This window comes from Streptomyces sp. NPDC017890, from assembly GCF_044328675.1.
Taxonomy (GTDB): domain Bacteria; phylum Actinomycetota; class Actinomycetes; order Streptomycetales; family Streptomycetaceae; genus Streptomyces.
Genome location: NZ_JBIRHU010000012.1, coordinates 55,884 through 82,177, shown reverse-complemented (window position 1 = coordinate 82,177; position 26,294 = coordinate 55,884). Strand labels below are relative to the sequence as shown.

The 26,294-nt window shown below is 72.2% G+C and carries 23 protein-coding genes and 1 tRNA gene; 5 read left to right on the top strand and 19 right to left on the bottom strand.

Features of this window, described 5'->3' with window-relative positions; genetic code table 11:
• Positions 1 to 13: 13 nt before the first annotated feature.
• Positions 14 to 1,387, bottom strand: coding sequence for a serine hydrolase domain-containing protein (locus ACH4F2_RS17605; RefSeq protein ID WP_398133595.1), 1,374 nt, complete (start codon positions 1,385 to 1,387; stop codon positions 14 to 16).
• Between the two features lie 135 nt (positions 1,388 to 1,522).
• Between ACH4F2_RS17605 and ACH4F2_RS17600 the strand changes: the two genes are divergently transcribed.
• Positions 1,523 to 2,311 (top strand): TetR/AcrR family transcriptional regulator, encoded by a 789-nt coding sequence (locus ACH4F2_RS17600; RefSeq protein ID WP_398133594.1) that lies wholly within the window; start codon positions 1,523 to 1,525, stop codon positions 2,309 to 2,311.
• A gap of 18 nt (positions 2,312 to 2,329) precedes the next feature.
• Here ACH4F2_RS17600 and ACH4F2_RS17595 read toward each other — a convergent pair whose 3' ends face one another.
• The 5 genes from ACH4F2_RS17595 to ACH4F2_RS17575 all read right to left on the bottom strand — a co-directional run bounded on the left by ACH4F2_RS17595 (position 2,330) and on the right by ACH4F2_RS17575 (position 7,147).
• Entirely contained in the window at positions 2,330 to 2,605 is a 276-nt protein-coding gene (locus ACH4F2_RS17595; protein WP_398133593.1) for a DUF1876 domain-containing protein, read from the bottom strand.
• Positions 2,606 to 2,730: 125 nt separating this feature from the next.
• Positions 2,731 to 3,576 (bottom strand): EamA family transporter, encoded by an 846-nt coding sequence (locus ACH4F2_RS17590; RefSeq protein ID WP_398133592.1) that lies wholly within the window; start codon positions 3,574 to 3,576, stop codon positions 2,731 to 2,733.
• Positions 3,573 to 4,085 carry a YbaK/EbsC family protein gene (locus ACH4F2_RS17585; protein WP_398133591.1) on the bottom strand — a complete coding sequence of 171 codons (513 nt, stop codon included), beginning with the start codon at positions 4,083 to 4,085 and terminating at the stop codon, positions 3,573 to 3,575. The genes ACH4F2_RS17590 and ACH4F2_RS17585 overlap by 4 nt, the downstream gene beginning before the upstream one ends.
• A 140-nt stretch (positions 4,086 to 4,225) precedes the next feature.
• Positions 4,226 to 6,442 carry an MMPL family transporter gene (locus tag ACH4F2_RS17580; RefSeq protein ID WP_398133590.1) on the bottom strand — a complete coding sequence of 739 codons (2,217 nt, stop codon included), beginning with the start codon at positions 6,440 to 6,442 and terminating at the stop codon, positions 4,226 to 4,228.
• Between the two features lie 105 nt (positions 6,443 to 6,547).
• Positions 6,548 to 7,147, bottom strand: a complete 600-nt coding sequence (locus tag ACH4F2_RS17575) for a TetR/AcrR family transcriptional regulator (RefSeq protein WP_398133589.1) — start codon at positions 7,145 to 7,147, stop codon at positions 6,548 to 6,550.
• Between the two features lie 188 nt (positions 7,148 to 7,335).
• Here ACH4F2_RS17575 and ACH4F2_RS17570 point away from each other — a divergent pair, with 188 nt between their 5' ends.
• Positions 7,336 to 10,704, top strand: coding sequence for a S41 family peptidase (locus tag ACH4F2_RS17570; RefSeq protein ID WP_398133588.1), 3,369 nt, complete (start codon positions 7,336 to 7,338; stop codon positions 10,702 to 10,704).
• 172 nt (positions 10,705 to 10,876) lie between these two features.
• Here ACH4F2_RS17570 and ACH4F2_RS17565 read toward each other — a convergent pair whose 3' ends face one another.
• The 4 genes from ACH4F2_RS17565 to ACH4F2_RS17550 all read right to left on the bottom strand — a co-directional run bounded on the left by ACH4F2_RS17565 (position 10,877) and on the right by ACH4F2_RS17550 (position 14,584).
• Entirely contained in the window at positions 10,877 to 11,092 is a 216-nt protein-coding gene (locus ACH4F2_RS17565; protein ID WP_398133587.1) for a hypothetical protein, read from the bottom strand.
• A gap of 86 nt (positions 11,093 to 11,178) precedes the next feature.
• The gene (locus ACH4F2_RS17560) at positions 11,179 to 12,084 is read right to left on the bottom strand and encodes an SDR family oxidoreductase (protein WP_398133586.1); all 906 of its coding nucleotides are present in this window, start codon (positions 12,082 to 12,084) and stop codon (positions 11,179 to 11,181) included.
• A complete protein-coding gene (locus ACH4F2_RS17555) occupies positions 12,081 to 13,025 on the bottom strand; it encodes an alpha/beta fold hydrolase (RefSeq protein WP_398133585.1) in 945 nt (314 codons plus the stop codon). The genes ACH4F2_RS17560 and ACH4F2_RS17555 overlap by 4 nt, the downstream gene beginning before the upstream one ends.
• Complete coding sequence (locus tag ACH4F2_RS17550) at positions 13,022 to 14,584, bottom strand: flavin-containing monooxygenase (RefSeq protein WP_398133584.1); 1,563 nt, start codon at positions 14,582 to 14,584, stop codon at positions 13,022 to 13,024. Before ACH4F2_RS17550 ends, ACH4F2_RS17555 begins: the two co-directional genes overlap by 4 nt.
• 133 nt (positions 14,585 to 14,717) lie before the next feature.
• Between ACH4F2_RS17550 and ACH4F2_RS17545 the strand changes: the two genes are divergently transcribed.
• Complete coding sequence (locus ACH4F2_RS17545; RefSeq protein WP_398133583.1) at positions 14,718 to 15,404, top strand: MerR family transcriptional regulator; 687 nt, start codon at positions 14,718 to 14,720, stop codon at positions 15,402 to 15,404.
• Here the strand turns inward: ACH4F2_RS17545 and ACH4F2_RS17540 are convergent.
• Positions 15,382 to 16,185 carry an exodeoxyribonuclease III gene (locus ACH4F2_RS17540; protein ID WP_398133582.1) on the bottom strand — a complete coding sequence of 268 codons (804 nt, stop codon included), beginning with the start codon at positions 16,183 to 16,185 and terminating at the stop codon, positions 15,382 to 15,384. The genes ACH4F2_RS17545 and ACH4F2_RS17540 overlap by 23 nt on opposite strands.
• Positions 16,186 to 16,253: 68 nt before the next feature.
• Between ACH4F2_RS17540 and ACH4F2_RS17535 the strand changes: the two genes are divergently transcribed.
• Positions 16,254 to 16,739, top strand: coding sequence for a GNAT family N-acetyltransferase (locus tag ACH4F2_RS17535; RefSeq protein WP_398133581.1), 486 nt, complete (start codon positions 16,254 to 16,256; stop codon positions 16,737 to 16,739).
• Between the two features lie 165 nt (positions 16,740 to 16,904).
• On the opposite strand, the gene ACH4F2_RS17530 is transcribed toward ACH4F2_RS17535, so the two are convergent.
• From ACH4F2_RS17530 to galU, 7 genes are all read right to left on the bottom strand, one after another.
• A tRNA-Ala gene (locus tag ACH4F2_RS17530) sits at positions 16,905 to 16,978 on the bottom strand.
• Positions 16,979 to 17,046: 68 nt separating this feature from the next.
• A complete protein-coding gene (gene glpR, locus ACH4F2_RS17525) occupies positions 17,047 to 18,435 on the bottom strand; it encodes a gephyrin-like molybdotransferase receptor GlpR (protein ID WP_398133580.1) in 1,389 nt (462 codons plus the stop codon).
• 170 nt (positions 18,436 to 18,605) lie between these two features.
• Positions 18,606 to 19,220 (bottom strand): GNAT family N-acetyltransferase, encoded by a 615-nt coding sequence (locus tag ACH4F2_RS17520; protein WP_398133579.1) that lies wholly within the window; start codon positions 19,218 to 19,220, stop codon positions 18,606 to 18,608.
• Positions 19,221 to 19,237: 17 nt separating this feature from the next.
• Positions 19,238 to 19,786: a molybdenum cofactor biosynthesis protein B gene (locus ACH4F2_RS17515; protein WP_398133578.1), complete on the bottom strand. Its 549-nt coding sequence runs from the start codon at positions 19,784 to 19,786 to the stop codon at positions 19,238 to 19,240.
• A complete protein-coding gene (moaC, locus tag ACH4F2_RS17510) occupies positions 19,783 to 20,304 on the bottom strand; it encodes a cyclic pyranopterin monophosphate synthase MoaC (protein ID WP_398133577.1) in 522 nt (173 codons plus the stop codon). The genes ACH4F2_RS17515 and moaC overlap by 4 nt, the downstream gene beginning before the upstream one ends.
• An 86-nt stretch (positions 20,305 to 20,390) precedes the next feature.
• Positions 20,391 to 21,740 (bottom strand): gephyrin-like molybdotransferase Glp, encoded by a 1,350-nt coding sequence (gene glp / locus ACH4F2_RS17505; protein ID WP_398133576.1) that lies wholly within the window; start codon positions 21,738 to 21,740, stop codon positions 20,391 to 20,393.
• Positions 21,741 to 21,745: 5 nt separating this feature from the next.
• Positions 21,746 to 22,648: a UTP--glucose-1-phosphate uridylyltransferase GalU gene (gene galU / locus ACH4F2_RS17500; RefSeq protein ID WP_398133575.1), complete on the bottom strand. Its 903-nt coding sequence runs from the start codon at positions 22,646 to 22,648 to the stop codon at positions 21,746 to 21,748.
• Positions 22,649 to 22,741: 93 nt separating this feature from the next.
• On the opposite strand from galU, the gene ACH4F2_RS17495 reads away from it, so the two are divergent.
• The gene (locus ACH4F2_RS17495; RefSeq protein ID WP_398133574.1) at positions 22,742 to 23,356 is read left to right on the top strand and encodes a 5-formyltetrahydrofolate cyclo-ligase; all 615 of its coding nucleotides are present in this window, start codon (positions 22,742 to 22,744) and stop codon (positions 23,354 to 23,356) included.
• An 84-nt stretch (positions 23,357 to 23,440) separates the two neighbouring features.
• Here the strand turns inward: ACH4F2_RS17495 and ACH4F2_RS17490 are convergent, their stop codons facing one another.
• Positions 23,441 to 26,254: a penicillin acylase family protein gene (locus tag ACH4F2_RS17490; protein WP_398133573.1), complete on the bottom strand. Its 2,814-nt coding sequence runs from the start codon at positions 26,252 to 26,254 to the stop codon at positions 23,441 to 23,443.
• Positions 26,255 to 26,294 lie beyond the last annotated feature (40 nt).

Genomic DNA, 26,294 nt, shown 5'->3' with positions numbered 1-26,294 from the left:
TGACAGCACCGGCTCACGCGATCCTGGGGGCGGCGCGCATCCCGATGTAGCAGACGCCGGTGCCGTCCTGGAGCGCGGAGAACACCACGGGCATCCAGTCCTCGGCGAAGGGGCCGGTGCCCGCCCCGGCGAACGCCGTCCGTGAGACCGGGACCAGTTCCATCTCCATCGCCGGGGAAAGTCCCGCCATGCCGTCGACGAACTCGTACACCAGGTGGCCCTTGCCGTTCCGTTCGGTGACGGTGATGGCGACACCCTCGCGTCGGTAGGTGCCGGTGAACGGCGTGATGTCCACGGCGGGCGGCCGGGCGGCGGGAGCGAAGGCGTCCGGCATCCGCACCCCGGCCAGTTCGTCGAGGAGTTCGCGCAGGAGATCCGTGCAGAGCAGGCGCGAGCCGCCGCCGTTGGTCAGCAGGACGACGGCGACTCCCGCCTCGGGGACGACGCGCAGGAACCCGTACTGGCCGATGGTGGCGCCGTCGTGGCCGAAGCCCCGGACGCCGTTCCAGTCGTAGAGCGTCCAGCCCAGGCCCCATCCGTCCGCGCTCACCGTCCACTTGTCGGGCGAGTCGACCGTGCGCCGCTGCATCGCGCCGACGCTCTCGGCGCTCAGCACGCGGGTGCCGTCCGGCGCCGTACCGCCGTCGAGGTGCATCCGCGCGAGCCGTGCGATGTCGGCGGCAGTGGCACACAGCACGCCGCCGTACGGGCCGGCCGAGCGCGGCAGCATGTTCCACGAGGGGGCGGGCTCCGGGTCCTCGCCCGGCTCTCCGAGGTGTCCCATCGCCGAGCGGAAGCGCAGCACGTCCTCGGGGAGGGTGACGGTGCCGGTGAGGCCGAGCGGGGCGCAGAGCCGCTGCTGCAGCGCTTCGTCCCAGGTCAGACCGGTGAGGATTTCGACGATGCGGCCGAGCACGTTGTATCCGACGCTGCTGTAGGAGATGGCCGTACCGGGCGGGCAGTCGAGCGCCACCCCCGCGGCGGACTCCACGTACTTGGCCAGGCAGTCGTCACCGCGACCGGTGTCGTGGGTGAAGTCGCAGGTCAGGCCACCCGTGTGGCTGAGCAGTTGGCGGGTCGTGATGCGCTTGGTGGCCTCCGGGTCAGCGGTGGCGAACTCCGGCAGGACCTGCACCACCGGTGCGTCCAGGTCCAGCCGGCCTGACTCGGCGAGCTGCATCACCAGCGTGGCGGTGTGGATCTTCGTGATCGAACCGACCTGGAAGACCGAGTCGGTCGTCACCTCCACTCCGGTTCCCCGGTGCAGCACTCCACTGGCCAGCTCGTGTATCTCCCCGTCGACGAGCACGGCGAGGGACGCCCCCGGAACGTGGTGCGCGGCGCGCAGCTCGTCGAACCGGGCCTGCCAGCGGGCGATCTCCGTCATGACGTCTCCTCCTGCGAAATTCCGGCACGCGCTGCGTACACCGTGCTCCCGATGCGCACACTGTACGCATGAAGGAACGTCGTACGCAACAGGCGAACGTCGTGCGCTACCGTGGTCGGGAAGAGCCTGATCTCGATGGAAAGAGGCAGCATGGCCGCCGCCCAGAAGCCGATCCCCTCGGTATGGACCCGCCCGCGCCCGGGCCGGGGACAACCCGCGCTGAGCCGGGAGCAGATCGTCACCGAGGCCGTACTGCTGCTGGACGCGCAGGGTGTGGAGTCCCTGAGCATGCGGAAGCTCGGCACCCGCCTGGGCGCCGGCGCCACGTCGCTCTACCGCCATGTGGCCAACAAGGACGAGCTGATCGAACTGGTCGTGGACGAGGTCTACGGCGAGCTGGAACTGCCGCAGCCCGCAGGCCCCGCCGACTGGCGAACGCAGGTCTCGGCCGTCGCCCGCGACCTGCGCGCGATGGCGCTGCGACACCCCTGGGTCGCGACGGTGCTGGGACAGGTGGGGCTCGTCCACCTCGGGCCGAACGCGATGCGCATGTCGGAGCGGATGCTCGCACTGTTCGAAGCAGCGGGGTTCCCGTCGGACGAGACCGATCAGGCCGTGGGCACGCTCGTCTCGTACGTCATCGGGACGGCGACGTCCGAGGCCGCCTATCTCTCGATGATCGCGCGCAGCGGCATGGACGAGCGGGACTGGGTGGCCCACCTGCTGCCCGCCGTCGAAGAGGCCGCGGAGGATCTGCCCCGGCTGCGCAACGGAGCCGCGGCCCAGCGGGACAAGGACCCGGGGCAGATCCGGGAGGACAGCTTCACCTACGGGCTGGACCGGGTACTGGACGGCCTGGAGACCCGGATCGCCGGCGCCGGCGGCCGGCCGGTCGACCCGGCCGGCGTGGGGCGTCCGGGCTGACGAGGGCGGGCGGCCCGCTCACACGTGGATCGGGTGGGAGACCCTCCCCGACGCCGCGTCGATGTCGTCGTGCGCCTTGGTGAGCAGCTGCATCGCCAGCTCGTTCAACGCCCGCGCCCCCGCGACCTCCTCGCCGACTCTCGGCTGGTTGGCGTCGACGCGGTGACGGCTCGCGTGCCCGTGGCCGCGGACCTCGCCGCCGTCGGGGAGCCGCACCATCGCGACCGCCCGCGTGTGCTGGTCGTCCTCCATGAACTCCAGCTCGACATGCCATCCCACTGCGGTGTGCATCATGACGATCACCTCCGGAATACCTTCTTCCAGGGTGCGCCTCACAGCCGCCGTACGCACTATCCCAGCCATCTCGGCCATCTCGGCCATCTCCGCCGCCCCGGCCGCCCCGCTGTCCCGCTGTCCCGCTATCCCGCGTGGAGCATCAGCCCGATCCCGACGACGAGGAGGCCCGCCGCCGCGATCCGGGGCGCGCCGAACCGCTCCTTGAAGAAGAGGGCCCCGATCGCCGCGCCGACCAGGATCGAGGACTCGCGCAGGGCGGCGATCGGCGCGAGTTCGGCGCGGGTCTGCGCCCACAGGACCAGCGCGTACGCGGCGACGGACAAGGCCGCGCCGAGCAGTCCGAGACCGGCATGCGGCCGCAGCAGCGCCCAGGCCCCGGTGCGGTGGCGGTAGAGGAAGTACGCCGGGAGGACCGTTCCCTGCACCGCCATCAGCCAGGCGATGTACCCGAGGGAGGATCCGGAGGCGCGTACGCCCAGTCCGTCGACGACCGTGTACGCGGCGATGGTCACCCCGGTCGCCAGGGCCGCGCCGATCGCCGCCCAGTCGGGCCGGCGTCCGCGCAGCCCCCACAGGGCGACGCCGGTCAGCCCGGCGCAGGACACCAGGATGCCGCCGGTCGCCCAGCCGTTCGGCACCTCGTGCGCGAAGACGGCGGCGAGGACGGTGACCAGCAGGGGCGCGCTGCCGCGGGCGATCGGGTAGGCCTGCCCGAAGTCGCCGAGCCGGAAGGACCGCATGAGCAGCGCGTAGTAGGCGATGTGGATGGCGGCGGAGAGGAGGAGGTACGGCCACGCGCCGGCCGCGGGGAACGCCGTGAACGGCAGCAGCGCGAGCCCGATGAGCATGCCGCCGCCGGATATCAGCGCGAAGCCGGTGAGCTTGTCCGTGATCCGGTGGGCGATGGCGTTCCAGCCGGCGTGCGTCACCGCGGCGAACAGGACGGCGGCGGTGACCAGCGGGGTCACTCGGAGCGCTCGCGCACGTCCACGAGGGTGGCGCCGGCGGTGGCGACGAGCTCCTCGGGTCCCATCGGGAACACGGCGTACGGGGAGCCGGCGGCGGCCCAGACGACCTCGTGCGCGAGGAGGGACCGGTCGGCGAGTACCCGGGTCCTGCTGCGGTGCCCGAAGGGCGGCACGCCGCCGATGGCGTACCCGGTGGTCTCCCGTACGACGTCTGCCCCGGCCCGCGTGACCTTCTGAGCGCCGAGCGCCTCCCGGACCCGCTCCAGGTCGACCCGGGAGGCGCCGTCCATGAGGACCAGGACCGGCACGCCGTCCGCGGCGAAGATGAGCGACTTGCAGATCTGGCTCAGCTCGCACCCGATCGCGGCGGCGGCCTCGGCGGCGGTGCGGGTGGCCTCGGGGAAGCGCCGGGCCCGCCCGGCCAGGTCACCGAGGCCGAGTCCGCGCAGGGCCTCGGCGAAACGGGGGTGGGCGGCGTGGGTCGCGCAGGCGTCGTCGGTCGTCGTCATGGTGGGCACCGTAGCGGTACGTGCAGCCGGCAGGCGACCGGGTTGCGGCGTGCCCGCACGACAGGAAGCCGGTGAGGGCAGCCCCGTCCCCACGGAGCCCTCACCGGCTGGTCTGTCGTCCTGCTGTCGGAGGCGGCGCGTCAGGTGCGCGCCAGCTCCCGGTCCTCGTCGGGGCCCGGACCGCCGTCGCCGTCCGTGCGCAGGCCCTCGCCCTCGACGTCCACGTTGGGCAGCGCGCGGTCCAGCCACTTCGGCAGCCACCAGGCCTTCTTGCCGAGCAGGGCGAGGACCGCCGGGACGATGGCCATGCGGACGACGAACGCGTCGAAGAAGACGGCGATGGCCAGGCCGAAGCCGATCATCTTGACCATCGACTCGCTGGAGCCGATGAAGCCCGCGAAGACCGCCATCATGATGACCGCCGCGGCCGTGACGACCCTCGCGCCGTGCTTGAAGCCGGTGACGATCGCCTGGTCGGGCGTCTCGCCGTGGACGTAGGCCTCCCGCATGCGGGTGACCAGGAAGACCTCGTAGTCCATCGCCAGGCCGAAGACCACGCCGACCATGAAGATCGGCATCATCGACATGACCGGGCCGGTCTCCTCGACGCCCATCAGGCCGGACAGCCACCCCCACTGGAAGACCGCGACGACCGCGCCCAGCGCCGCCATGACGGAGAGCAGGAAGCCGAGTGCCGCCTTCAGCGGGACCAGGATCGAGCGGAAGACCACGATCAGGAGGAGGAAGGCCAGGCCGACGACCAGGACCAGGTACGGCAGCAGCGCGTCGTTCAGCTTCTCGCTGACGTCGATGTTCATCGCCGTCGAGCCGGTCACCAGGGTCTCCGCGCCGGTGTCCGCCTTGATGCCGGCGCCCGCGTCGCGGATGGCGTGCACCAGGTCCTCGGTCTGCACGGAGGACGGCTTGGAGTCCGGGATCACGGTGATCGTCGCGGTGTCGCCGCCCTTGTTGGGTGCGGGCGGGGTGACCGCCACGACGTCGTCGAGGCCCTTGATCTCGTCGGAGACGTCGGTGAACACCTGCTGGGGGGCGTCGCTGCCCTTCGCGTCGACGACGACCATCAGCGGGCCGTTGAAGCCCGGCCCGAAGCCCTCCGACAGGAGGTCGTACGCCCGGCGCTGGGTCGTCGACGTCGGCTGGGAGCCGTCGTCGGGCAGGCCCAGTTCCAGGGAGGCCGCCGGGACGGCCGCCGCGCCGAGGCCGACGACGCCCAGGAGGAGGACGGCGAGCGGACGGCGCACGACGAAGCGCGCCCAGCGGGTGCCCAGGTTCTCCTTGGCCGGCTTCGCCTCGGTCGTCCCGCCCTTCTTCTTCGCGTTCTTGGCGCCGGCCGGCTTGACCCTGCGGCCGGCGTAGCCGAGCAGCGCGGGGACCATCGTCAGGGCGATCAGTACCGCGATGGCGACGGTGCCGGCCGCCGCGATGCCCATCTTGGTCAGCATCGGGATGTTGACGACCGCGAGGCCGACCAGGGCGATGACGACCGTGAGGCCGGCGAAGACGACCGCGGAGCCGGCCGTGCCGACCGCGCGGCCCGCGGCTTCCTCGCGCTCACGTCCCTCGGCGAGTTCGGCGCGGTAGCGGGAGACGATGAACAGGGCGTAGTCGATGCCGACCGCGAGGCCGATCATCATCGCCAGGATGGAGGTGGTGGAGCCCAGCTCGAGTGCGCCGGCCAGCGCCGTGATCGAGGCGACGCCGATGCCGACGCCGATCAGGGCCGTGAGGAGGGGCAGACCGGCCGCGACCAGCGAGCCGAAGGTGATGACGAGGACGACGGCGGCGACCGCGATGCCGATGACCTCGGTGGCGCCGGTGTGCGGGACGGCCTGGAGCGCGTCACCGCCGATCTCGACGGTCAGCCCGGCGTCGCGCGCCTGCTGGGCGGCGCCTTCCAGGGCGTCCTTGGTGGTGTCCTCCAGCTCCATGCCGGAGACGTCGTACTTCACCGACGCGTAGGCGATCGTGCCGTCCTTGCTGACGGCGTTGCCCGTGTACGGGTCGGCGACCGAGGAGACCTCGGAGCCGTCGGCCAGGTCGGCGACGGTCTTCTCGACGGTCGCCTTGTTCCCGGCGTCCGTCATCTTCTCGCCGGACGGTGCCTTGAAGACGACACGTGCGGTCGCCCCGTCGGCGCTGGTGCCGGGGAAGCGCTCCTCCAGCAGGTCGAAGGCCTTCTGGGCCTCGGTGCCGGGGATGGAGAAGGAGGTGGTGCCGGCGGGCGGGGCACTGGCCGCGCCGACGCCCGCGAGCGTCAGCAGCGCCACCCATATCAGGGCGACGAAGTGCCGTCGGCGGAAGGCGAGCCGGCCGAGTTTGTAGAGGAACGTGGCCACGAGGGCGTACTCCCGGTCAGGTCGTGGGTCTTCGGGGCAGGGGGGAACGGCCCGGCGACGTGAGCGGTGACGTCAGATGGGGCTCGGGTGGGGCTGGGGGACGTGTCAGTGGGTGGAGACGCCGAGTGCGGGGAGGATCACGGCGTCGATGTAGGAGGCCAGGAAGGCCCGGGTCGGCGGCTGGTCGTCGAGCAGCGTGCGGGTGGCGAAACCGCCGACCATCATGTGCACGAGGAAGTCCAGTGCCGGACAGTCCGCTCTTGTCTCGCCGCGGTCGATGGCGCGTTGCAGCACACGCCGGAACTCCGCCATCTCGGGTTCGATGAGCTGTTCCCGGAACGCCTGGCGGAGGTCCGGGTTCTGGTGGAGCGCCATGGCCATGCCCCGCATCAGCGCGGAGTTCTGCTCCATGGTGCAGTCGTCCTCGTGGGCCATCAGGGCGTGCAGGTCGCCACGGAGGGAGCCGGTGTCGATCTCGCCGATCTTCCCGGGCTTGTTGTGCCGGACGGCCTTGACGACCAGGTGCGGCTTGCCGCCCCACTGGCGGTAGAGCGTCGCCTTGCTGGACCGGGTGCGGGCCGCCACGGCGTCCATGGTGAGGGCGTCGTAGCCGACTTCCCGGAGCAGGTCGAGCACGGCGTCGTACAGCTCGGCCTCGCGCTCGGGAGTGATCCGACTGCGGCGCGCGGTGGTTACCTCGGTCATCTCGCCCGCTCCTCTCGTCCACTCCGGCGGAACAGCATCAGCACGACACCGTTTCGTATGTGACGAATCTACCTCGGCCGTCTAGCGAAACGAAACGGTTTCGTTCGTGTTCTGGGTCACGGTTGTCGGTTCCCCGTAAGTCGCGGGTCGAGTTGCCGGGGCCCGGCCCCCGGCAAAGCATGGGATAGGTGAGTTATCTGCGCCTTCCGCACCTCAGTGGCGACCACCTGTGCTTCGTGGCCGAGGACGACCTCTGGCTCGCGGACCTCGACGGACCGGGCCGTGCCTGGCGGCTCACCGTCGACCGCACCAAGACCGGCCACCCGCGCTTCTCGCCCGACGGCCGCCACATCGCGTACACCAGCTGGCGCACTCTGGTGCCGGAGGTCCACCTCGTGCCGGTGGACGGCGGCCCCGGGCGGCAGCTCACGCACTGGGGCGGTCTCGACACCCGGGTCTGCGGCTGGTCGCCCCCCGACCCCGACGGCACCACCGCCGTCCTCGCCGTCGCCTCGCACGGCGAACCCTTCTCCCACCTGACCTGGGCCTACAAGGTCGCCCCCGACGGCGACCCCGGCCGCAAACTGCCCTGGGGCCCGGTCACCGACATCCAGGCCGCCGACCTCGACGGCGAGCGCAGGACCCTCCTCCTCACCGGCACCCCGCCGCACGAACCGGCCGCCTGGAAGCGCTACCGGGGCGGCGCCACGGGCCGGCTCTGGCTGCACGGCGAGCGACTGCTGCCCGATCTCCAGGGCCACCTGCACTCCCCCATGTTCGTCGGCGGCCGGATCGCGTTCCTCTCCGACCACGAGGGCGTCGGCAACCTCTACTCCTGCGCCCCCGACGGCTCCGGCCTGCGCCGCCACACCGACCACGACGCGTTCTACGCCCGGCACGCCGCGAGCGACGGCACCCGTGTGGTGTACCAGTGCGCGGGTGACCTGTGGATCGTCGACGACCTGTCGTCCGGGTCGGAGCCGCGCCGGCTCGACGTCAGGCTGAGCGGGCCGCGCGCGGGACGGCGTACGTACCAGGTGCCCGCCGCCCAGCACGTGGGCGGCGTCTCCGTCGACGAGACGGGCCGGGCGAGCGCCGTCGTCGTACGCGGCAGCCTGTACTGGCTCACCCACCGCGACGGCCCGGCCCGCACCCTCGCCGACACGCCGGGGGTACGGGTGCGGCTGCCGGAGATGCTCGGGGCCGGCGGGCGGATCGCCTACGTGACGGACGCGGCGGGCGAGGACACGATCGAGATCGCCCACCTGCCACGGGCGACCGGCGGCCGCGCGCCCCGGCGGCCGGACTGCGGGAAGCTGGGCCGGGTCCTGGAGCTGGTGTCGGACCCGGCGGGCGAGCGGCTCGCCATCGCCTCGCACGACGGCCGGCTGCTGCTGCTCGACGTCTCCCAGGAGACGGACGCCGCCGAGATGGTGGAGGGAGCGGACACCGAGCCCCCCGCCGGCGGCACCGGTGGCGGCTCGGGCGGCGGCTCCGGTGGCGGCACCACCGAGCTGATCCGGTCCGTCAACGGTCCCGTGAGCGACCTCGCCTTCTCCCCGGACGGGGCCTGGCTCACCTGGTCGCACCCGGGCATCGGGCGCTCACTGCGGCAGATCAAGATGGCCCGGATCACCGGGCCCGGCGGGCCCGGCGGGCAGGCGGGGCAGGACGGGCAGCCGGGGCCGCTCGTCGTCGACGTCACCGACGGACGCTTCGAGGACGAGAACCCCGTCTTCACGCGGGACGGCCGCTACCTCGCCTTCCTCTCCTGGCGCGGCTTCGACCCGGTGTACGACGTGCACACCGGGGACCTGTCCTTCCCGCTGGGCTGCCGCCCCTACCTGGTGCCGCTGTCCTCCGCGACCCCCTCCCCCTTCGCCCTGAACCCGGAGGGCCGTCCCGCCGCCGGGGGCCTGGACCCGCTGGAGGACGAGCCCGGCGAAGGCGGCGCGGTGACCGTCGAGGTCGAGGGACTCGCGGCCCGGGTGACCCCGTTCCCGGTCACCGCGTCCAAGTACTCGGCACTGTGCCCGGTCGCGGGCGGCGGCCTGGTCTGGCTGCGCTGGCCGATCTCCGGCGCGCTCGGCGAGACCTTCGCCAACCCGGCGGACCCGAGCGAGCGGCCCACCCTGGAGCACTTCAACCTGGCCAAGGCGAAGAAGTCCGAACTCGTCGACCACCTGGACTGGTTCCGGATCAGCGGCGACGGCAGCCGCCTGGTCCTCCTCGACGAGGGCGACCTGCGCGCCGTACCGGCCACCGAGGCGGGCGACAGCGACTCGACCACCTGGATCGACCTGCGCCGCATCCTGCACGAGGCCGACCCGGCCGCCGAGTGGCGCCAGGCGTACGACGAGGCGGGCCGGCTGATCCGCGCCTACTTCTGGGACCCCGGCATGTGCGGCATCGACTGGGACGCGGTGCTGGACCAGTACCGGCCGCTGCTCGAACGGGTCGCCTCCCCGGACGAGTTCGCCGACCTGCTGCGCGAGGTGCTCGGCGAGCTGGGCACCTCGCACGCCTACGTCGTCGCTGCCCGGCGCAACGAGGGTCCGGCGCACTACCAGCGCTGGCAGGGCCTGCTCGGCGTCAACTTCGCGTGCCGGGACGGCCACTGGGTGGTCAAACGCATCCTGCCCGGCGACTCCTCCGACTCCAGGGCCCGCTCCCCGCTGGCGGGCACCGGCATCCGCGAGGGGGCCGTACTGACCCACGTCGACGGCCGCCCGGTGGATCCGGTGGCGGGCCCGTACCCGCTGCTGGCGGGCGCGGGCGGTACGACGGTGGAGCTGACCTTCGAACCGGGCGAGGGCGGCCCGGGACCGGCCCGCCGGGTGGCCGTCGTACCGCTCGTCGACGAACGGCCGCTGCGCTACCAGGACTGGGTGACCAAACGCCGCGCGGTGGTGAGGGAGTTGAGCGACGGAAGGTGCGGCTACCTGCACATCCCCGACATGGGCGGCTCCGGCTGGGCGCAGTTCAACCGGGACCTGCGCATGGAGGTGTCCCGGCCCGCGCTCATCGTGGACGTGCGCGGCAACGCGGGCGGGCACATCAGCGAGCTGGTCATCGAGAAACTGACCCGCACCATCCTGGGCTGGGACCTGACGCGCGACGCGCAGCCGGTGTCGTACACCTCCAACGCCCCGCGCGGCCCCGTCGTGGCGGTCGCGGACGAGGCGACGTCCTCCGACGGCGACATGATCACGGCCGCGTTCAGACTGCTGCGGCTCGGCCCGGTGGTCGGGCAGCGCACCTGGGGCGGGGTGGTCGGCATGACCGGCCGGCACCGCCTCGGCGACGGCACGGTGATCACGGTGCCGATGAACGCGGCCTGGTTCGACGCGTACGGCTGGTCCGTGGAGAACTACGGCGTCGCCCCCGACGTCGAGGCGCTGCGCACCCCGCTGGACTGGGCCGAGGGCCGCTACCCGGTGCTGGACGAGGCGGTCCGGCTGGCACTGGAACTGCTGGAGACCAACCCGCCCGCCACGCCGCCCGGTTACGACGACGTACCCGACCGCTCACGTCCGCCGCTGCCACCCCGGACATGAGGAGCTGCCGCCCAGGCACGAGGATCCGCCCCCGGCACGAGGATCCGCCCGGGCATGAGAATCCGCCCGGACATGACGGTCCGCCCCCGGCATGACGATCCGCCGCCCCGGGCATGAGGAAGGGCGCCCTCCGTGACGAACGGGGGCGCCCCTTCAGCTCAGCGGCGGCGCGTCAGGCGTCGTAGCTCTCCTCGAAGCGCTCGTCCGCGTCGCGGCGGCGCGAGGACGGGTCGCGCTCCTCCGCGCCCGGGCGACGCGACGGGTCCGTCTCGTCCTCGCCCTGACGGCGGTCGCGGTTCTGGAACTGCTCCCTGGCCTGGTCGGCCCGCTGCTTGCCCTGCTGCTGCATGCGCTCGGCCTTGTCCTGGAACTGATCCTTCATACCCATGTGGGTTCACTCCTGTGATGTTCGGGCCCGGCCGGATCGGCCTGGCCCGATCAGATTCACATGGGCCGTGACCGTGCGCATGTCGATCACTTACGGACGGTAACCGTGCTGGTCGGACGCTGTTCGTCGGCCGCTCCGCCCGCGCCGACCAGCCCCGTGCGCACACCGTTCAGCCGGTCCCCGAAGCGCCGCATCTCGCGCTGCCCGACGGTGCCGATGACGGCCGGCAGGCAGCCGCGCACCCCCTGCATGCCGCGCAGCCACCACTGCCCGTAGACGTGGGCGGAGCGGCGCTCGATGCCCTCCACGAGCCGGTCGACGGCCGGGCCCAGCGGATAGGTCTTGTTGGACGGCCAGGGCAGCCGCTGCCGCAGTTCGCGCATGACGTCGTCCTGGTCGGCGCCGCGCACCATGTCGGTGTCGGTCCACGACAGATAGCCGACACCGACCTTGACGCCCCGGTGGCCGACCTCGCCGCGCAGGCAGTGCGCGTACGCCTCGACACCGGACTTGGAGGCGCAGTAGGCGCTCATCATCGGCGCGGGCGTGATGGCCGCGAGGGACGCCACCTGGAGCAGGTAGCCGCGGCTCTCCAGCAGCGCGGGCAGGAAGGCGCGGGCGGTGACCGCCGACCCGATCAGGTTGACCTCGATCACCCGCCGCCAGGACTGAGGGTCGGAGTCGGTGAAGGGCCCGCCGGTGGCGACGCCCGCGTTGGCGACGACGATGTCGACCCTGCCGAACCGCTCCTTGACCTCCGCCGCCACCCGGGCCATCGCCTCGTGGTCGGTGACGTCGGCGTGCCAGTGATCGCTCTCGCTGTGCAGCCGCGCGCAGACCTGCTTGAGCGCGTCCGGCTCCAGGCCGACCAGCGCCACCTTCACCCCGCGCGCGGACAGCTTGCGGGCCAGCAACTCCCCGACGCCGCGCGCGGCTCCGGTGACGACGGCGACCCGCCCCTCCAGGCTCACCCTGCTGCTCCCGCTGCTCATGCGCTCTCCTCGGCGTGTACGGCACGCTCGGTGCGTGCGGCGGATATGTAGGTGTCGGCGAGGGCGCGTATCTTCCCGGTGACCGTGTCCGGCGCCTCCACCGGCGTCATGTGGCCGAGGCCCACAAGTTCCGTCAGGCCCACGCAGTTCGGCAGCGCGGCCGCCAGCGAGCGTGCGTGCACGGGCGGGGTCAGCCGGTCCGCGGTGCCGACCACGACCTCGACCGGCATACGCAACTCCCGTACACCGTGGTCGAGGTCGAGCAGGTCGAGCACCTGGGACCAGGCGTACCGCACCCGGCGCGGGCAGGCGTGCACGACGCGGGCGCAGGCGTCGACCATGTGCGGGGCCGAACCGGGGCCCATCGTCCCGTACTTGAGGATCCTGCGGGCCATCGGCGTGACCGGCCCGAGCGGCGCCCGGGAGCCGAGGATCCGCCGGGTCAGCCAGGTCCGCGCCCGGCCCTCCCCGAGCGGTACCACGGTCGCGGACGCCACCAGCCGCGAACTGCCCGTGCTGCACAGCAGGACGGCCGCCACGTGCGCGCGCACCGCGGGCCGGGTCGCGGCGGCCATCACCGTCATCCCGCCCATGGAGTGCCCGGCGATCACCGCCCGTTCGCCCGGCGCGAGGGTGGCCTCCAGGACGGCTTCGAGGTCGTCGGCGAGGGCCTCGGTACCGCACGCCGGGCCCGCCGGGCTGCGGCCGTGGCCGCGCTGGTCGTAGGCGATGACCCGGTGGTCGGCGGCGAGGGCGCGGATCTGCGCCGCCCAGAAGGCGGTCGAGCAGGCCCAGCCGTGGGCGAGGACGACCGCGGGCGCGTTCTCGGGGCCGTGCGCCTCGACGTGTATCCGGGCGCCGTCGGCGGCGGTGACGGTCAGCTCCCGGGCGGGGACGGGCGGCGCGTACGGCCCGGCGGCGACGTTCAGGGGGCGGCTCACGCGCCCACCTCGGCGTTCGCGTCCGCGCCGGGGGCAGCATCGGCGTCCGCGTCCACACCGGCTGCCGCCGCGGCGACGGCCGGGCGCAGCACCTCGTACTCCGCGAGGTCCACGCGCCGCGTCACGCGCCGGAACTCGGCGGTCGTGCCGGGCCAGACGGTGGTGTTGCGACCGCTCGCGTCCAGGTACCAGCTGGTGCAGCCGCCGGTGTTCCACACCGTGCGCTTCATGCGCTCCTGCACCCGGTGGGTCCAGCTCCGTACGGCGGCGGGGCGTGCGTCGAGGGCGGCCCGGCCGCCGAGGACGTGGATCTGACGCAGGTAGTCGGCCATGTAGTTGAGCTGGGACTCGATCATCAGGATCATCGACGAGTTACCGAGACCCGTGTTCGGCCCGATGATCGTCATGAAGTTGGGGAAGCCCGCCGCCGAGGTACCGCGCAGGGCCTCCATGCCGCCCTTCCAGGTCTCCGCGAGGGTCCGCCCGTCCGCGCCCACGACGCGCTCGGCGATGGGCATGTCGGTGACGTGGAAGCCGGTGCCGAAGACGATCGCGTCGGCCTCGGCCTCGGTGCCGTCGGCGGCGACGAGGGTCGAGCCCCGCACCTCGCTCAGCCCGCTCGCGACCACGTCCACATTCGGCTCGGCGAGCGCCGGGTAGTACTGGCTCGACAGCAGGATCCGCTTGCAGCCGATGCGGTAGTCGGGGGTGAGCCTGGCGCGCAGGGCCGGGTCCTTGATGGCGGCGGCCATGTTGCGCTTGGCGATCTGCTCGACGAAGCCCAGCTCGTTCGGGTGCTTGGTGAACGCCTGTACTTGGAGCTCCCGGATGCCCCACAGCAGCCCCCGGCGCAGTTTGGTGGTGACGGGCAGCGCCCGGTGCAGGGCGCGCTCGGCGCCGCTGATCGCCCGGTCCATGCGGGGCATCACCCAGGCCGGGGTGCGCTGGAAGAGGGTGAGGCGGCCGACCCTGGGCTGGACGGCCGGCACGATCTGGATGGCGGAGGCGCCGGTGCCGATCACGGCGACGCGCTTGCCGGTGAGGTCGTAGTCGTGGTCCCAGCGGGCCGAGTGGAAGACCTCGCCGGGGAAGGTGTCCAGCCCCGGGATGTCCGGGATCTTCGGATCGGACAGCGGCCCGGTCGCGGAGACGACGACGTCGGCGGTCAGCCGGCCGCTCGCGGTCTCGATCTCCCACCGCAGCCGCTCGCCGTCCCACGCCGCACGCTTCACCTCCGAGCCGAAGCGGAGGTGGGGGCGCAGCCCGAAGGTGTCGGTCACGTGCTCCAGGTAGGCGCGGATGTGCTCCTGCCCGGAGAAGGTGCGGGGCCACTCGGGGTTGGGCGCGAAGGAGAAGGAGTACAGGTGGGACGGCACGTCGCAGGCGCACCCGGGATAGCTGTTGTCCCGCCAGGTGCCCCCGACGCTGTCGGACCTCTCCAGGACGACGAAGTCGGTGATCCCCTCGCGGCGCAGCCGCACCGCGGCTCCCAGCCCGCCGAAGCCGGACCCGATCACCGCTACCCGTACGTGTTCTCGAACCTGCTCGTGCTCGGCCATCCCGGAGCCTCCACGCATCACCTAGAACTCCGCCAGTGAACACTGGCGCAATGGGGAGAGTAGAGCAGCACCGTACTCATGGGTAGGGGTCGGACGGAGGAAAGTTACCGCCGGTACGACTTATGGTCGGGGCGTGACCGAGAAGCGCGAGTACCGCATGGAGGACCTGGCCCGGGAGGCCGGCATCACAGTGCGCACCCTGCGCTTCTACCGCGAACGCAAACTGATCCCGCCGCCCCGCCGCGAGGGCCGCATCGCCTGGTACGACGACCACCACCTGGCCCGCCTGCGCACCATCGCGGCACTGCTGGAGCGCGGCCACACCCTGAACGGCATCGCGGAACTCGCCGACGCCTTCGACCACGGCCGCGACGTCGGCGACCTGCTCGGCCTCGGCGAACCCACCGAGGAGACCCCGGTCCGCCTCACCCCCGAGGAACTCGCCGCCCGCTTCGAGGGCGAGGTCACGCCGGAGAACCTCGCCGCCGCGATGGACCTCGGCTACCTCGGCACCGACGGCGACGAACTCGTCCACATCAGCCACCGCCTGCTGGAGGTCTCCTCCGCCCTGGTCCGTGAGGGCATCCCGCTCGGCGAGGTCCTCCAGGCCGGCGCCCGCGTCCGCGAACACGCCGACGCCCTGGCCGACCTCTTCGCCGGCCTGATCCTGCGTCACGCCCCCGAACAGGAACTCCACCGCCTGCGCCCGCTCGCCCGCAGTGTGGTGGAGGCGGAACTGTCACTGGCGATGGACCGGCGGATTCAGAAGCGGGCGGACCAGCCGGCGGACCAGGGGCTCAACGGTCGTAGACCACCGTGACCGGCGCGTGGTCGGACCAGCGCTCGGCATGCGTGGCGGCGCGCTCGACGTGCCCCTTGACGGCCTTGGCGGCCAGGCCCGGGGTGGCGGCGTGCAGGTCGATCCGCCATCCGCTGTCGTTGTCGAAGGCCCGCCCCCGGTACGACCACCACGAGTACGGCCCCTCGACGTCCGGGTGCAGTGCGCGCACGACGTCGACGTAACCCCCCTCGGCCGGATCGAGGACCCGGCTCAGCCACTCCCTCTCCTCCGGCAGGAAGCCGGAGTTCTTGGTGTTGCCGCGCCAGTTCTTCAGGTCGGCCTGCTGGTGGGCGATGTTCCAGTCGCCGCAGACGACGACCTCGCGGCCGTCGGCGGCGGCGCGCTCGCGCAGTTCCTTGAGGTAGGCGAGGAACTCGCCCATGAAGCGGAGCTTCTCGTCCTGGCGCTCGGTGCCGACCTCGCCGGAGGGCAGGTAGAGGGAGGCGACCGTCACACCGGGCAGGTCCGCCTCGACGTACCGGCCACTGGTGTCGAACTCCGACGAGCCGAAACCGACCTGGACGCGGTCGGGCTCGCGGCGGGTGTAGAGGGAGACGCCGGCGCGGCCCTTGGCGGCGGCGGGGGCGTGCGTCACGTGCCAGCCGTCGGGCGTGCGGACGTGTTCGGGCAGCTGCTGGGGCTCGGCCCGCACCTCCTGGAGGCACAGCACGTCGGCACAGGTGTCGGCGAGCCACTCCACGAAGCCCTTCTTCGCGGCGGCGCGCAGACCATTCACGTTCACGGAGGTCACGGTGAGCATCAGGGCACGATACCGGCACACTGGACGATGTCCCGCTCCGGAGAGCGCATCGATATACGGTAGGAAGCATGAACATACGCCGGGTTCCCTTCGACCACCCCGACGCCGTGAAGCTGAACGACGAGGTCCAGGCCGAGTACGACGTCCGCTACGGCGACGGCGGCGACGCCACGCACCTGGACCCGTCCGACTTCGCACCCCCGAACGGCCTGTACCTGATCGCGTACGACGAGAACGACGTCCCGGTCGCCTCCGGCGGCTGGCGCAGCCAGGACACCAACGACGAGGGCAATCTCGACGGGGACGCCGAGCTGAAGCGGATGTTCGTGATCGAGCAGGTGCGCGGCCGCGGGCTGGCCCGGCGCATCCTGGCGGCCCTGGAGGAGGACGCCCGCGCGGCGGGCCGGACCCGCATGGTGCTGGAGACCGGCACCAAGCAGCCGGAGGCCGTGGCCCTGTACACCTCCAGCGGCTACGAGCCGTGCGGGAAGTTCGGCTACTACCGCTTCCACGAGGACAGCCTCTGCTACGCGAAGCCCCTCCAGAACCCGTAGGCAGGCCCCGTAGACACCCCCCGGACAGGTCCCGCGGCCGCGCTCCGAAGGCTCCGCACAGGCGCCGCCGGAGCGCGTCACCCGCCCTGCGGCCGCGCAAGACCGCGGAAACGACGAAGGTCCCGCCCGATCGTGATGATCGGGCGGGACCTTCGTCAATGTGCGTGGACCTGTGGGGATTTGAACCCCAGACCCCCTCGATGCGAACGAGGTGCGCTACCAGACTGCGCCACAGGCCCTTGCAACGAGTGAAACTTTAGCACCCCGACCGGCCAGCTCAAAAATCGCTTCCGGGGACTGCCGGGGGCTACTCGTTGGCCGCGCGGGGACGGTCCCCGTCCTCGTACTGGTCGAAGAGCGGCGTCCGTCCCCGCTCCCGGGCCCGGCGGGCGGACGCGGCGCGGCGGGCGCCGCTGCGGCCCGGCGCCTCCGGCCGGTCCTCGGCGTGGGTGGCCGGGCGTTCCGGCCGCTCCGGGTCGGCCGCCTCGTCCTCCTGGTCGGCGACGGCGCTGGAGCGTGCCGAGCTCCACGCGTCCGGCGCCGCGAGGTCCACGTCGGGCGTGGCGCGGGGGGCGACCGGCGCGGTCACGTAGGTGGGCAGGGGCACCGGCACCGGGTCCCAGCTGTCGCCCTGCGGGCGCCGCTGCCGTTCACGCTGCTGGTCGACCCACTCGGCGTGGTCGGTCTGCTCCACCAGCGCGCGCCGGTCCGCGGCGAGCGCCGACAGGCCGGCGTCGGGCTCCGCCTCGGGTCCGTCGTCCAGTTCCTCGGCATCGGGGTCGCCCGCGGTGTCGGTGGGCTCGGCGGGCATGCGCCGGCGCGGCCTGCGGTCGCCGTCGCGCAGCCGCTGCGCGGCGGCCTCGGCCTGGCGGCGGTCCATCTGGAAGGCGAACCGGTGGCGTTCCTGCGCACGCAGATGGGCGATGTAGGCGCTGAGCAGCACGGCGGGCACCCCGGGCGCCCACAGGAAGGCGAGCCCGCCGACCGCCGCGACGACCGAGCCGAGCGTGAAGGCCAGGAACAGCATCACGGTCGTGCGCCGACGGCGGGCGAGCACCTTGGTCCGCCGGGCGCGGGCCGCCGCCGCGGGCGAGACGGGTGCGCGCCGGGCCTGCGGCACGCGCTTGCGCGCCGCCGCCGCACCGGATTCGGGAGACCGTCCGGGCTCGGGAGACCGTCCGGGCTCGGGAGACCGTCCGGGCTCGGGAGACCGTCCGGGCTCGGACAGCTGCCCGGATTCGGGTGACCGCCCGGCTTCGGAGACCTGCCCGGCTTCGGAGACCTGCCCGGAGTCGGGGAGCTGCCCGGAGTCGGGGAGCTGTCCGGGTCTGGGGCCGTGCGGACGTCCGCCCGCCTCCTGGCGTGCCGGTCCGGGCCGCTCGGCGGGCTGCTGCGGTGCGCCGGGCCGGGTGTGCCGCCGGGTTCTGGCCACGGCGAACGCCCGGACGTCCACCGAGTCGGTGACGGCGTCCGGGGCGTCGGCGTCGGGCTCCGCCTCGTCGGCGGAGCGCGACCGCAGGTCCTTGGCGTACCGGCGCTCCATGCCCGCCCGTCCGGACAGCAGCCGGATGGCGGTACTGAAGCGTTCCGTCGGACGGGCCTCGTTCAGCTCGTCCTGCCTACGGAGCCACATCGGCACCAAGTAGGCGGCCCAGGCCCCGACGATGACTGCGTAGATGAGGCCGCTGCTGCTCACGCCTCACACGGTAGAGGGGTTTGTGTGGGGCCATCCGCCAATTGAGCCGGTGTGTCGCACGATCTGGCTGATATTTCGAACTTTTTTTGCGACCGATGCGATCAGCCGACTGTCAGGGTGCGAAATTATCCGTTCCGGTCGGTCACTGCCCGACCATTTCGAACGTTTATTCAATTCCCGGCGTTGGGGGTACTCCGGTCCCGTGACCGGCGCCAGCGCCGCAGCAGCCCTTCCGGGACCTCTTCCGCGGTCAGCGCGAAGACGAGGTGGTCGCGCCAGGCTCCGTCGATGTGGAGATAACGCGGCCGGAGCCCCTCCTCGCGGAATCCGAGTTTCTCCACGACCCGGCGACTGGGCGCGTTCTCGGGGCGAATGCAGACCTCGACGCGATGCAGACCCACGGTGCGGAAACAGTGGTCCACCACCATCGCCACCGCCGTCGGCATCACCCCGCGGCCGGCCACCGCCTCGTCCACCCAGTAGCCGACGTGCCCGGAGCACATCGAGCCCCAGGTGATGCCGGCCACCGTCAACTGTCCGACCAGGCGACCCTGGTGCTCGATGACGAACGGCAGCATCCGGCCCGCGTTCGCCTCCGACCTGAGATGCCGCACCATCTGGCGGTAGGTCGGCCGGTGCGCGGGCGGGCCGCCGGGCCCGGGCGGCGGAATGGTCGCCTCCCACGGCCGCAGCCAGTCGCGGTTGCGCCGGTTGACCTCTCGCCAGGCCCGCTGGTCGCGCAGCCTTATCGGCCTGAGGACGATGTCGCCGTCCACCAGTTCCACGGGCCAGGATGGGCTGTTCAGCTCGCACCCCCACCACTGGCCGGTCTGGGGTGGTCACCGCCGCGGAGCTGGTCCACGGCGTGCGTCAGCAGCGGCTCCAGCACGGCGAGGCCGTCCTTCACACCACCGGAGGAACCCGGCAGGTTGACGATCAGCGTGCCGCCCGCCACGCCGGCCAGGCCCCGGGAGAGCACCGCGGTCGGCACCTTCTCCCGGCCGTACGCCCGGACGGCCTCCGCGATGCCCGGGACCTCGTAGTCGATCACCGCCCGTGTCGCCTCGGGGGTGCGGTCGGTGGGCGAGACGCCGGTGCCGCCGGTGGTGACGATCACGTCGTAGCCCGCTTCGGCGCCTGCTCGCAGGGCGGCCTCGACGGGGGCGCCGTCGGGGACGACCAGGGGGCCGTCGACGGCGAAGCCGAAGCGGCGCAGGCCCTCGGCGACCAGGGGGCCGCCCTTGTCCTCGTAGACCCCGGCGGCGGCCCGGTTGGAGGCGGTGACCACCAGGGCGGCGTACGGCGCGAGGAGTGCCTCCCCGGCCGGTGCGTCCGGTCCGTCCGGTGTCACGACCGGCTCCAGTCGCCCGACTTGCCGCCCGTCTTCTCCTCCACGCGCACGTCCGTGATGACCGCTCCCTTGTCGACCGCCTTGACCATGTCGACCACGGTGAGCGCGGCGACGGAGACCGCGGTGAGCGCCTCCATCTCGACACCCGTGCGATCCGTCGTGCGCACCGTGGCGGTGATCTCCACGGCGTCGTCCGCGACCGACAGGTCCAGTTTCACACCGGAGACCGACAACGGATGGCACAACGGGATCAGGTCGGGGGTGCGTTTGGCGCCCATGATGCCCGCGATGCGCGCGGTGGCGAGGGCGTCGCCCTTGGGAACCCCCTCGCCGCGCAGCAGCTCGACCACGCGGGGGGCGACGAGGACGCGTCCGCTCGCGCGCGCGGTGCGCGCGGTCACGTCCTTGCCGGACACGTCGACCATGCGGGCGGCGCCCGCCTCGTCGATGTGCGTCAGCCGGTCCTGCGGGTCGTGCGCGTCCCGGCCGTCGTGCGGGGGTGTCTCCTGCGTACTCATGCTCGTGTGGCGCTCCCGGTCCGGGCCCGGCGCGGTGCGGCGCGTGGGCCTGCTGTGCGCGACACGGTACCGCCAACCAGGAGGGGTCAGCCGAGCAGGACCACCTCGACCCGGGCACCGGGCTCGACGGACTCGGTGTCCTCGGGGACGACGATCAGCGCGTCGGCGTGCGCGAGGGCGGCCACGAGGTGGGAGCCGGAGCCGCCGACCGCGGTGACCGTGCCGTCGGAGTACGCACCGCGCAGGAACTGCCGGCGGCCCTTCGGCGAGGTCAGCGTCTTGTCCGCGGCCAGGGTCGCGGTGGCCGTCGGGCGGTGGACGTCGGTGAGGCCCATGAGGGTGCGGATCGCGGGGCGGACGAACAGCTCGAAGGAGACGTACGACGACACCGGGTTGCCGGGCAGGGCGAGGAGCGGGGTGTGGTCGGGGCCGATGGAGCCGAAGCCCTGGGGCTTGCCGGGCTGCATGGCGAGCTTGCGGAAGTCCACGCCGCCGCCGGCTTCGTCCTCGTCGGCGACGTGTGCCAGCGCCTCCTTGACGACGTCGTACGCCCCGACGCTCACCCCGCCGGTGGTCACCATCAGGTCGGCGCGGACCAGTTGGTCCTCGATCGTGGACCGCAGGGTCTCGGCGTCGTCGGCGACGGCGCCCACGCGGTAGGCGATGGCGCCGGCGTCGCGGGCGGCGGCGGTGAGGGCGAAACTGTTGGAGTCGTAGATCTGGCCGTGCGTCAGTTCCTCGTCGGGCTGGACGAGTTCGCTGCCGGTGGAGAGCACCACCACGCGCGGGCGCGGGCGGACACGGACCCTTCCACGGCCGATCGCGGCGAGCAGGGCGATCTGCGGCGGGCCGAGGACCGTGCCGGCCGCCAGGGCGCGGTCGCCGGACCTGACGTCACTGCCCTTCGCGCGGACGTGCGCGCGTGCCCCGGCCGGGCGGTACACGCGCACCTGGCCCTCGGCGGCCTCGGGGGCCAGGCTGCGGGCCCGCATTCCGGACACCGGGCCCTCGCCGAGACCACCGTCGGTCCACTCGACGGGGACGACGGTCTCGGCGCCGGGCGGGAGCGGGGCGCCCGTCATGATGCGGGCGGCCTGGCCGGGCCCGACGGACGGCGGGTCGGCCTGGCCCGCGGCGACGTCCCCGACGACCTCGAGGGCGGCGGGGAACTCCTCGCTCGCGCCCGCGACATCGGCGACCCGCACCGCGTACCCGTCCATGGAGCTGTTGTCGAACGGCGGCAGGGAGAGCGGCACCGTGATGTCGTCGACCAGGACGCAGCCCTGGGCGTCGAGCAGGTTCAGCTCGATGGGTTCCAGGGGCCGGACGGTGGCGAGGATGTCGTCCAGGTGGTCCTGCACCGACCACAGCCGGTCCGGACCGAAGTCCGCGGCGGCGTGGTCGTGGCCGGTGTCACGGTGCGCGGCGCTGCTCAACGTCCTTACATCTCCTCGGCTACGTAACTGCGAAGCCAGGTCCGGAAGTCCGGGCCCAGGTCCTCACGTTCGCACGCGAGCCGGACGATGGCACGCAGATAGTCGCCGCGGTCACCGGTGTCATAGCGGCGGCCCTTGAAGACGACGCCGTGCACCGGGCCGCCGACCGTCTCGTCCTCGGCGAGCTGCTGGAGGGCGTCGGTGAGCTGGATCTCGCCGCCGCGGCCCGGCTCGGTCTTGCGGAGTATGTCGAAGATGTGCGGGTCGAGGACGTAACGGCCGATGATGGCGTAGTTGGAGGGGGCGTCGGCCGGGTCGGGCTTCTCGACCAGCCCGCCGACCTTGACGACGTCGCCGTCCTCGGTCGCCTCCACGGCCGCGCAGCCGTAGAGGTGGATCTGCTCGGGCGCGACCTCCATGAGGGCGATGACGCTGCCGCCGTACTGCTCCTGGACCTCGACCATGCGCTGCAGCAGCGGGTCGCGCGGGTCGATCAGGTCGTCGCCGAGCAGGACCGCGAAGGGCTCGTCGCCGACGTGCGGGGCGGCGCACAGCACGGCGTGACCGAGTCCCTTGGGGTCGCCCTGGCGGACGTAGTGGATCATGGCCAGGTCGCTGGACTCCTGGACCTTGGCCAGCCGGCTCGCGTCACCCTTCTTCTGGAGGGCGGACTCCAGTTCGTAGTTGCGGTCGAAGTGGTCCTCCAAGGGGCGCTTGTTGCGTCCGGTGACCATGAGGACGTCGCCGAGGCCCGCGGTCACGGCCTCTTCGACCACGTACTGGATCGCCGGCTTGTCGACGACCGGCAGCATCTCCTTGGGAGTGGCTTTGGTGGCCGGCAGGAACCGGGTACCGAGCCCGGCCGCGGGGATGACAGCCTTGCTGATCCTGGGGTGGGACTGAGTCATGCGCGCCACCATATCCGGTGCCAATGGGGAGAATCTGTGACCCCGAACCATTGGCGCTCACATGAGCACACTAGAGCGGTACGGGAGCGACCCTTGAGTCACATCGGACCTGCGGCCGGACCTGACAAGCGGACGTTGCGGCGGGAGATCCTCGCGGCGAGGAAGCGGCTGACGGCGGACGACGTGCGGGAAGCGGCGGATTCGCTGGCCGAACGGGCGCTCGCGATGCCGGAGATCGCGCGAGCGCGCGCTGTGGCGGCATACGTCTCCGTGGGCGCCGAGCCGGGCACCCTCGCGCTGCTGAACGCGCTGCGCGCGCGGGGCGTGCGCGTGCTGCTGCCGGCACTGTTGCCGGACAACGACCTGGACTGGGGCGAGTACACCGGGGAGGGCTCCCTGGCGCGCGTGCGGCACGGCGGGCGGATGGCCCTGTCCGAGCCCGCCGGTGAGCGCCTGGGTCCGGACGCGGTGACGGACACCGACGTGGTGCTGCTGCCGGGCCTGGCCGTCGACGGGGACGGCATGCGGCTGGGGCGCGGCGGCGGATCGTACGACCGGGTCCTCGCACGCCTGGAGCGGGTGGGCGCGCGTCCCGCGCTGCTGGTACTGCTGTACGGCTCCGAGGTCGTCCCGCACGTCCCCGGGGAGCCGCACGACCGGCCGGTGGACGCGGTGGTGACACCGTCGGGAGTGCGCAGGTTCACGTGAAGCGGCCCGCCACGCGCGCGCGGAGACGAAGGCGGCCCCCCCACGCGCGCGTGGGGGGCCGCCTCTGCCTCGGACCAGCCGCGGCTACGGCTTCAGCACCAGCGTGTCGCTCGTGCTGTCGTCGACCGCCTTCTTCGAGAAGGCCCACGGCAGCAGCTCTCCGGCGGCCCACTTGTCCGTCTGGTCGGTGTAGTGGGCGCTGTAGGCGTGTCCGGAGGCGCCGGTGAGGTTGATCCACCGCGACTTGTCGAGGTCGCCCAGGTTGACCACCATCCGCATGGACGGCACCCACACCACTCCGTAGCCGCCGGCCGCGTTCCAGCCGGCGGCGTTGACCGCCGCCTCGCCGCCGCTGAGCTTCCACGGCCCGCGGTTGAGGGCGTACTTCAGGAAGCCGGGGCCCTCGGTGCCCAGGGTCTGGTTCTTGAGGAACAGGCGGTGCAGCCGGCCCCAGTTCCAGGTGTCGATGTCCTTGCCGAGCTTGGCGGTCAGCTCCCAGCGGGCGTCGATCATGGCGCGCTTGAACAGGTCGTCACGGTTGACGGCGCCCTTGCGGGTGCCGGAGGCGGGCGTCTTCCACCAGGCGCTCTTGGGGTTGTCCAGCAGGGTGCGGACGACCTCGAACCAGCGGTCGCCGCCGTCCGGCTGCGCCTGCTCGGCGTCGCGCTGGCCGCACTCGCGGACCTTGTTCGTCTCGTCCGCCGGGCCGGTGGTGTTGACCGGGTCGACCCACAGGCACTGGCCCTCGACCCGCAGCTCCTTGGGCAGCTTGTTGCCGAAGGCGAGCTTGAGGATGTTGCGCCAGACGGCGTTGAAGTAGGCGGCGGCCGCCGAGTCGGCGTCCTGGGTGTAGTCCCAGCCCTCCAGCAGCTTCTGCGCCTCGCGTACGTCCTTGTCCGCGATGTCGATCTTCAGCAGCTGGGGCACGAGCAGCTTGGCCATCTCGCTGCTGTTGTCCAGCTGCATCTGGCGCATGTCGTCGGTGGAGATCTTGCCGCCGTCCTTGATCTTCTGCTCGATCAGGGAGGTGATCCGCTGGCTGCGGGTGCCGTAACCCCAGTCCGTGGTCAGCGTGTACGGGTACTCGTCCTCGTCGACGACGGCCTGGTTGGCGGTGACGATGTACCCGCGCTCGGGGTCGTACTCGTACGGCAGCTCGTCCGGGTCGATGTACTCACCGCTCCAGCGGTAGTCGGAGTCCCAGCCCGGCGCCGGGACCGAGCCGTCGTGGCCCTCGGCGCGTACCGGGATCCTGCCGGGCAGTGTGTAGCCGATGTGCTCGCTGTCCGCGTAGACCAGGTTCTGCGAGGGCACGTCGAAGAGTGCGGCGGCCTCGCGGAACTCGTCCCAGTTCTTCGCCCGGTCCATCGCGAAGACGGCGTCCATGGTGGTGCCCGCCTCCAGCGCGGTCCACCGCAGCGCTACGCCGTAGCCGTCGCCGCGGTCGGGGGCGGCGGTGTCGACAGCGGCCTTCTTGCCGGTCTTCACCAGCTCGTCGTCGCGGTCGGAGAGCAGGGGGCCGTTGTTGGTCTCCCGGACGACGATCTTCTTGGGGTCGCCGCCGGCGACCTCGATGGTCTCCTCGCGCGTCTTGAAGGGGACCACCTTGCCGTCGTACTGGTAGCCCGTACCCGTGATCTTCTCCAGGTAGAGGTCGGTGACGTCGGCGCCGGAGTTGGTCAGACCCCAGGCGATCTCCTGGTTGTGGCCGATTATCACGCCGGGCATGCCCGCGAAGGTGTAGCCGGCGACGTCGTACTGGCACTTCGCGGAGACGGTGCGGCAGTGCAGGCCCATCTGGTACCAGACGGACGGCAGGGACGGCGACAGGTGCGGGTCGTTGGCCAGCAGCGGCTTGCCGGTGATGGTGTGCTCGCCGGAGACGACCCAGGAGTTGGAGCCGATGCCGTTGCCGTTCACGCCGACGGCGGTGGGCAGGTCGTCCAGGACGTTCTGGAGGCTCGCCATCTGACCCTGCAGGGCGTTGCCGGTGCCGCTGCCCGTTCCGCTGTCGGTACCGGTACCGGTTCCGCTGCCGCTGCCGGTACCGGAGCCCGTCCCCGTGCCGGAACCGGACGAGGAGTCGTCGCCGGACGTGCCGCCGCCGTCGAACGTCTCGGTGAGCTCGTCGTACTGGCCCTCCTGGACGATCGCCTTGTTCCGGTCGTACGGGTACGCCGGGTACAGGTCGGCGATCTGCTGGGGGCCCAGGCGGCTGGTCATCAGGGCGCGGTCGACCTCGTCCTGCATGTTGCCGCGCAGGTCCCAGGCCATCGCCTTCAGCCAGGCGACCGAGTCGACCGGGGTCCACTCCTGGGGCTTGTAGTCGTTGGTGAACCCGAGGGCGGCGTACTCCAGGGAGATGTCCTCGCCGTCCTTGCCCTTCAGGTAGGCGTTGACGCCCTTGGCATAGGCCTGGAGGTACTTCTTCGTGGAGTCCGACAGCTTCTCGTCGTACTCCTTCTTCGCCACCCGGTGCCAGCCCATGGTGCGCAGGAACTCGTCGTTGTCGACCTGGCCCTTGCCGAACATCTCCGACAGGCGGCCGGAGGTCATGTGGCGGCGTACGTCCATCTCGTAGAACCGGTCCTGCGCCTGGACGTAGCCCTGCGCCATGAACAGGTCCTCGTCGGTGGAGGCGTAGATCTGCGGGATGCCGTAGCCGTCGCGCTGGACGTCGACCGGCCCCGACAGGCCCTCCAGCGTGATCGAGCCCTCGGTCTGCGGAAAGGACGCCCGGACGGTGCTGATGGACCAGTACGCCCCGTAGGCGAGGCCGCCGATGATGGCCAGGACCAGCACGAGGACGAGAAGGCGTACTTTGCGCCCCTTCCTCCCCTTCTTCCTGCCGGACTTGCCGGGCTGCTGACCCGTAGAGGCGGTGTTGGTGGGGGGCATCGCTGTCCTTGCTGTCCTAACACGAGCGGCAGGGGCGGGC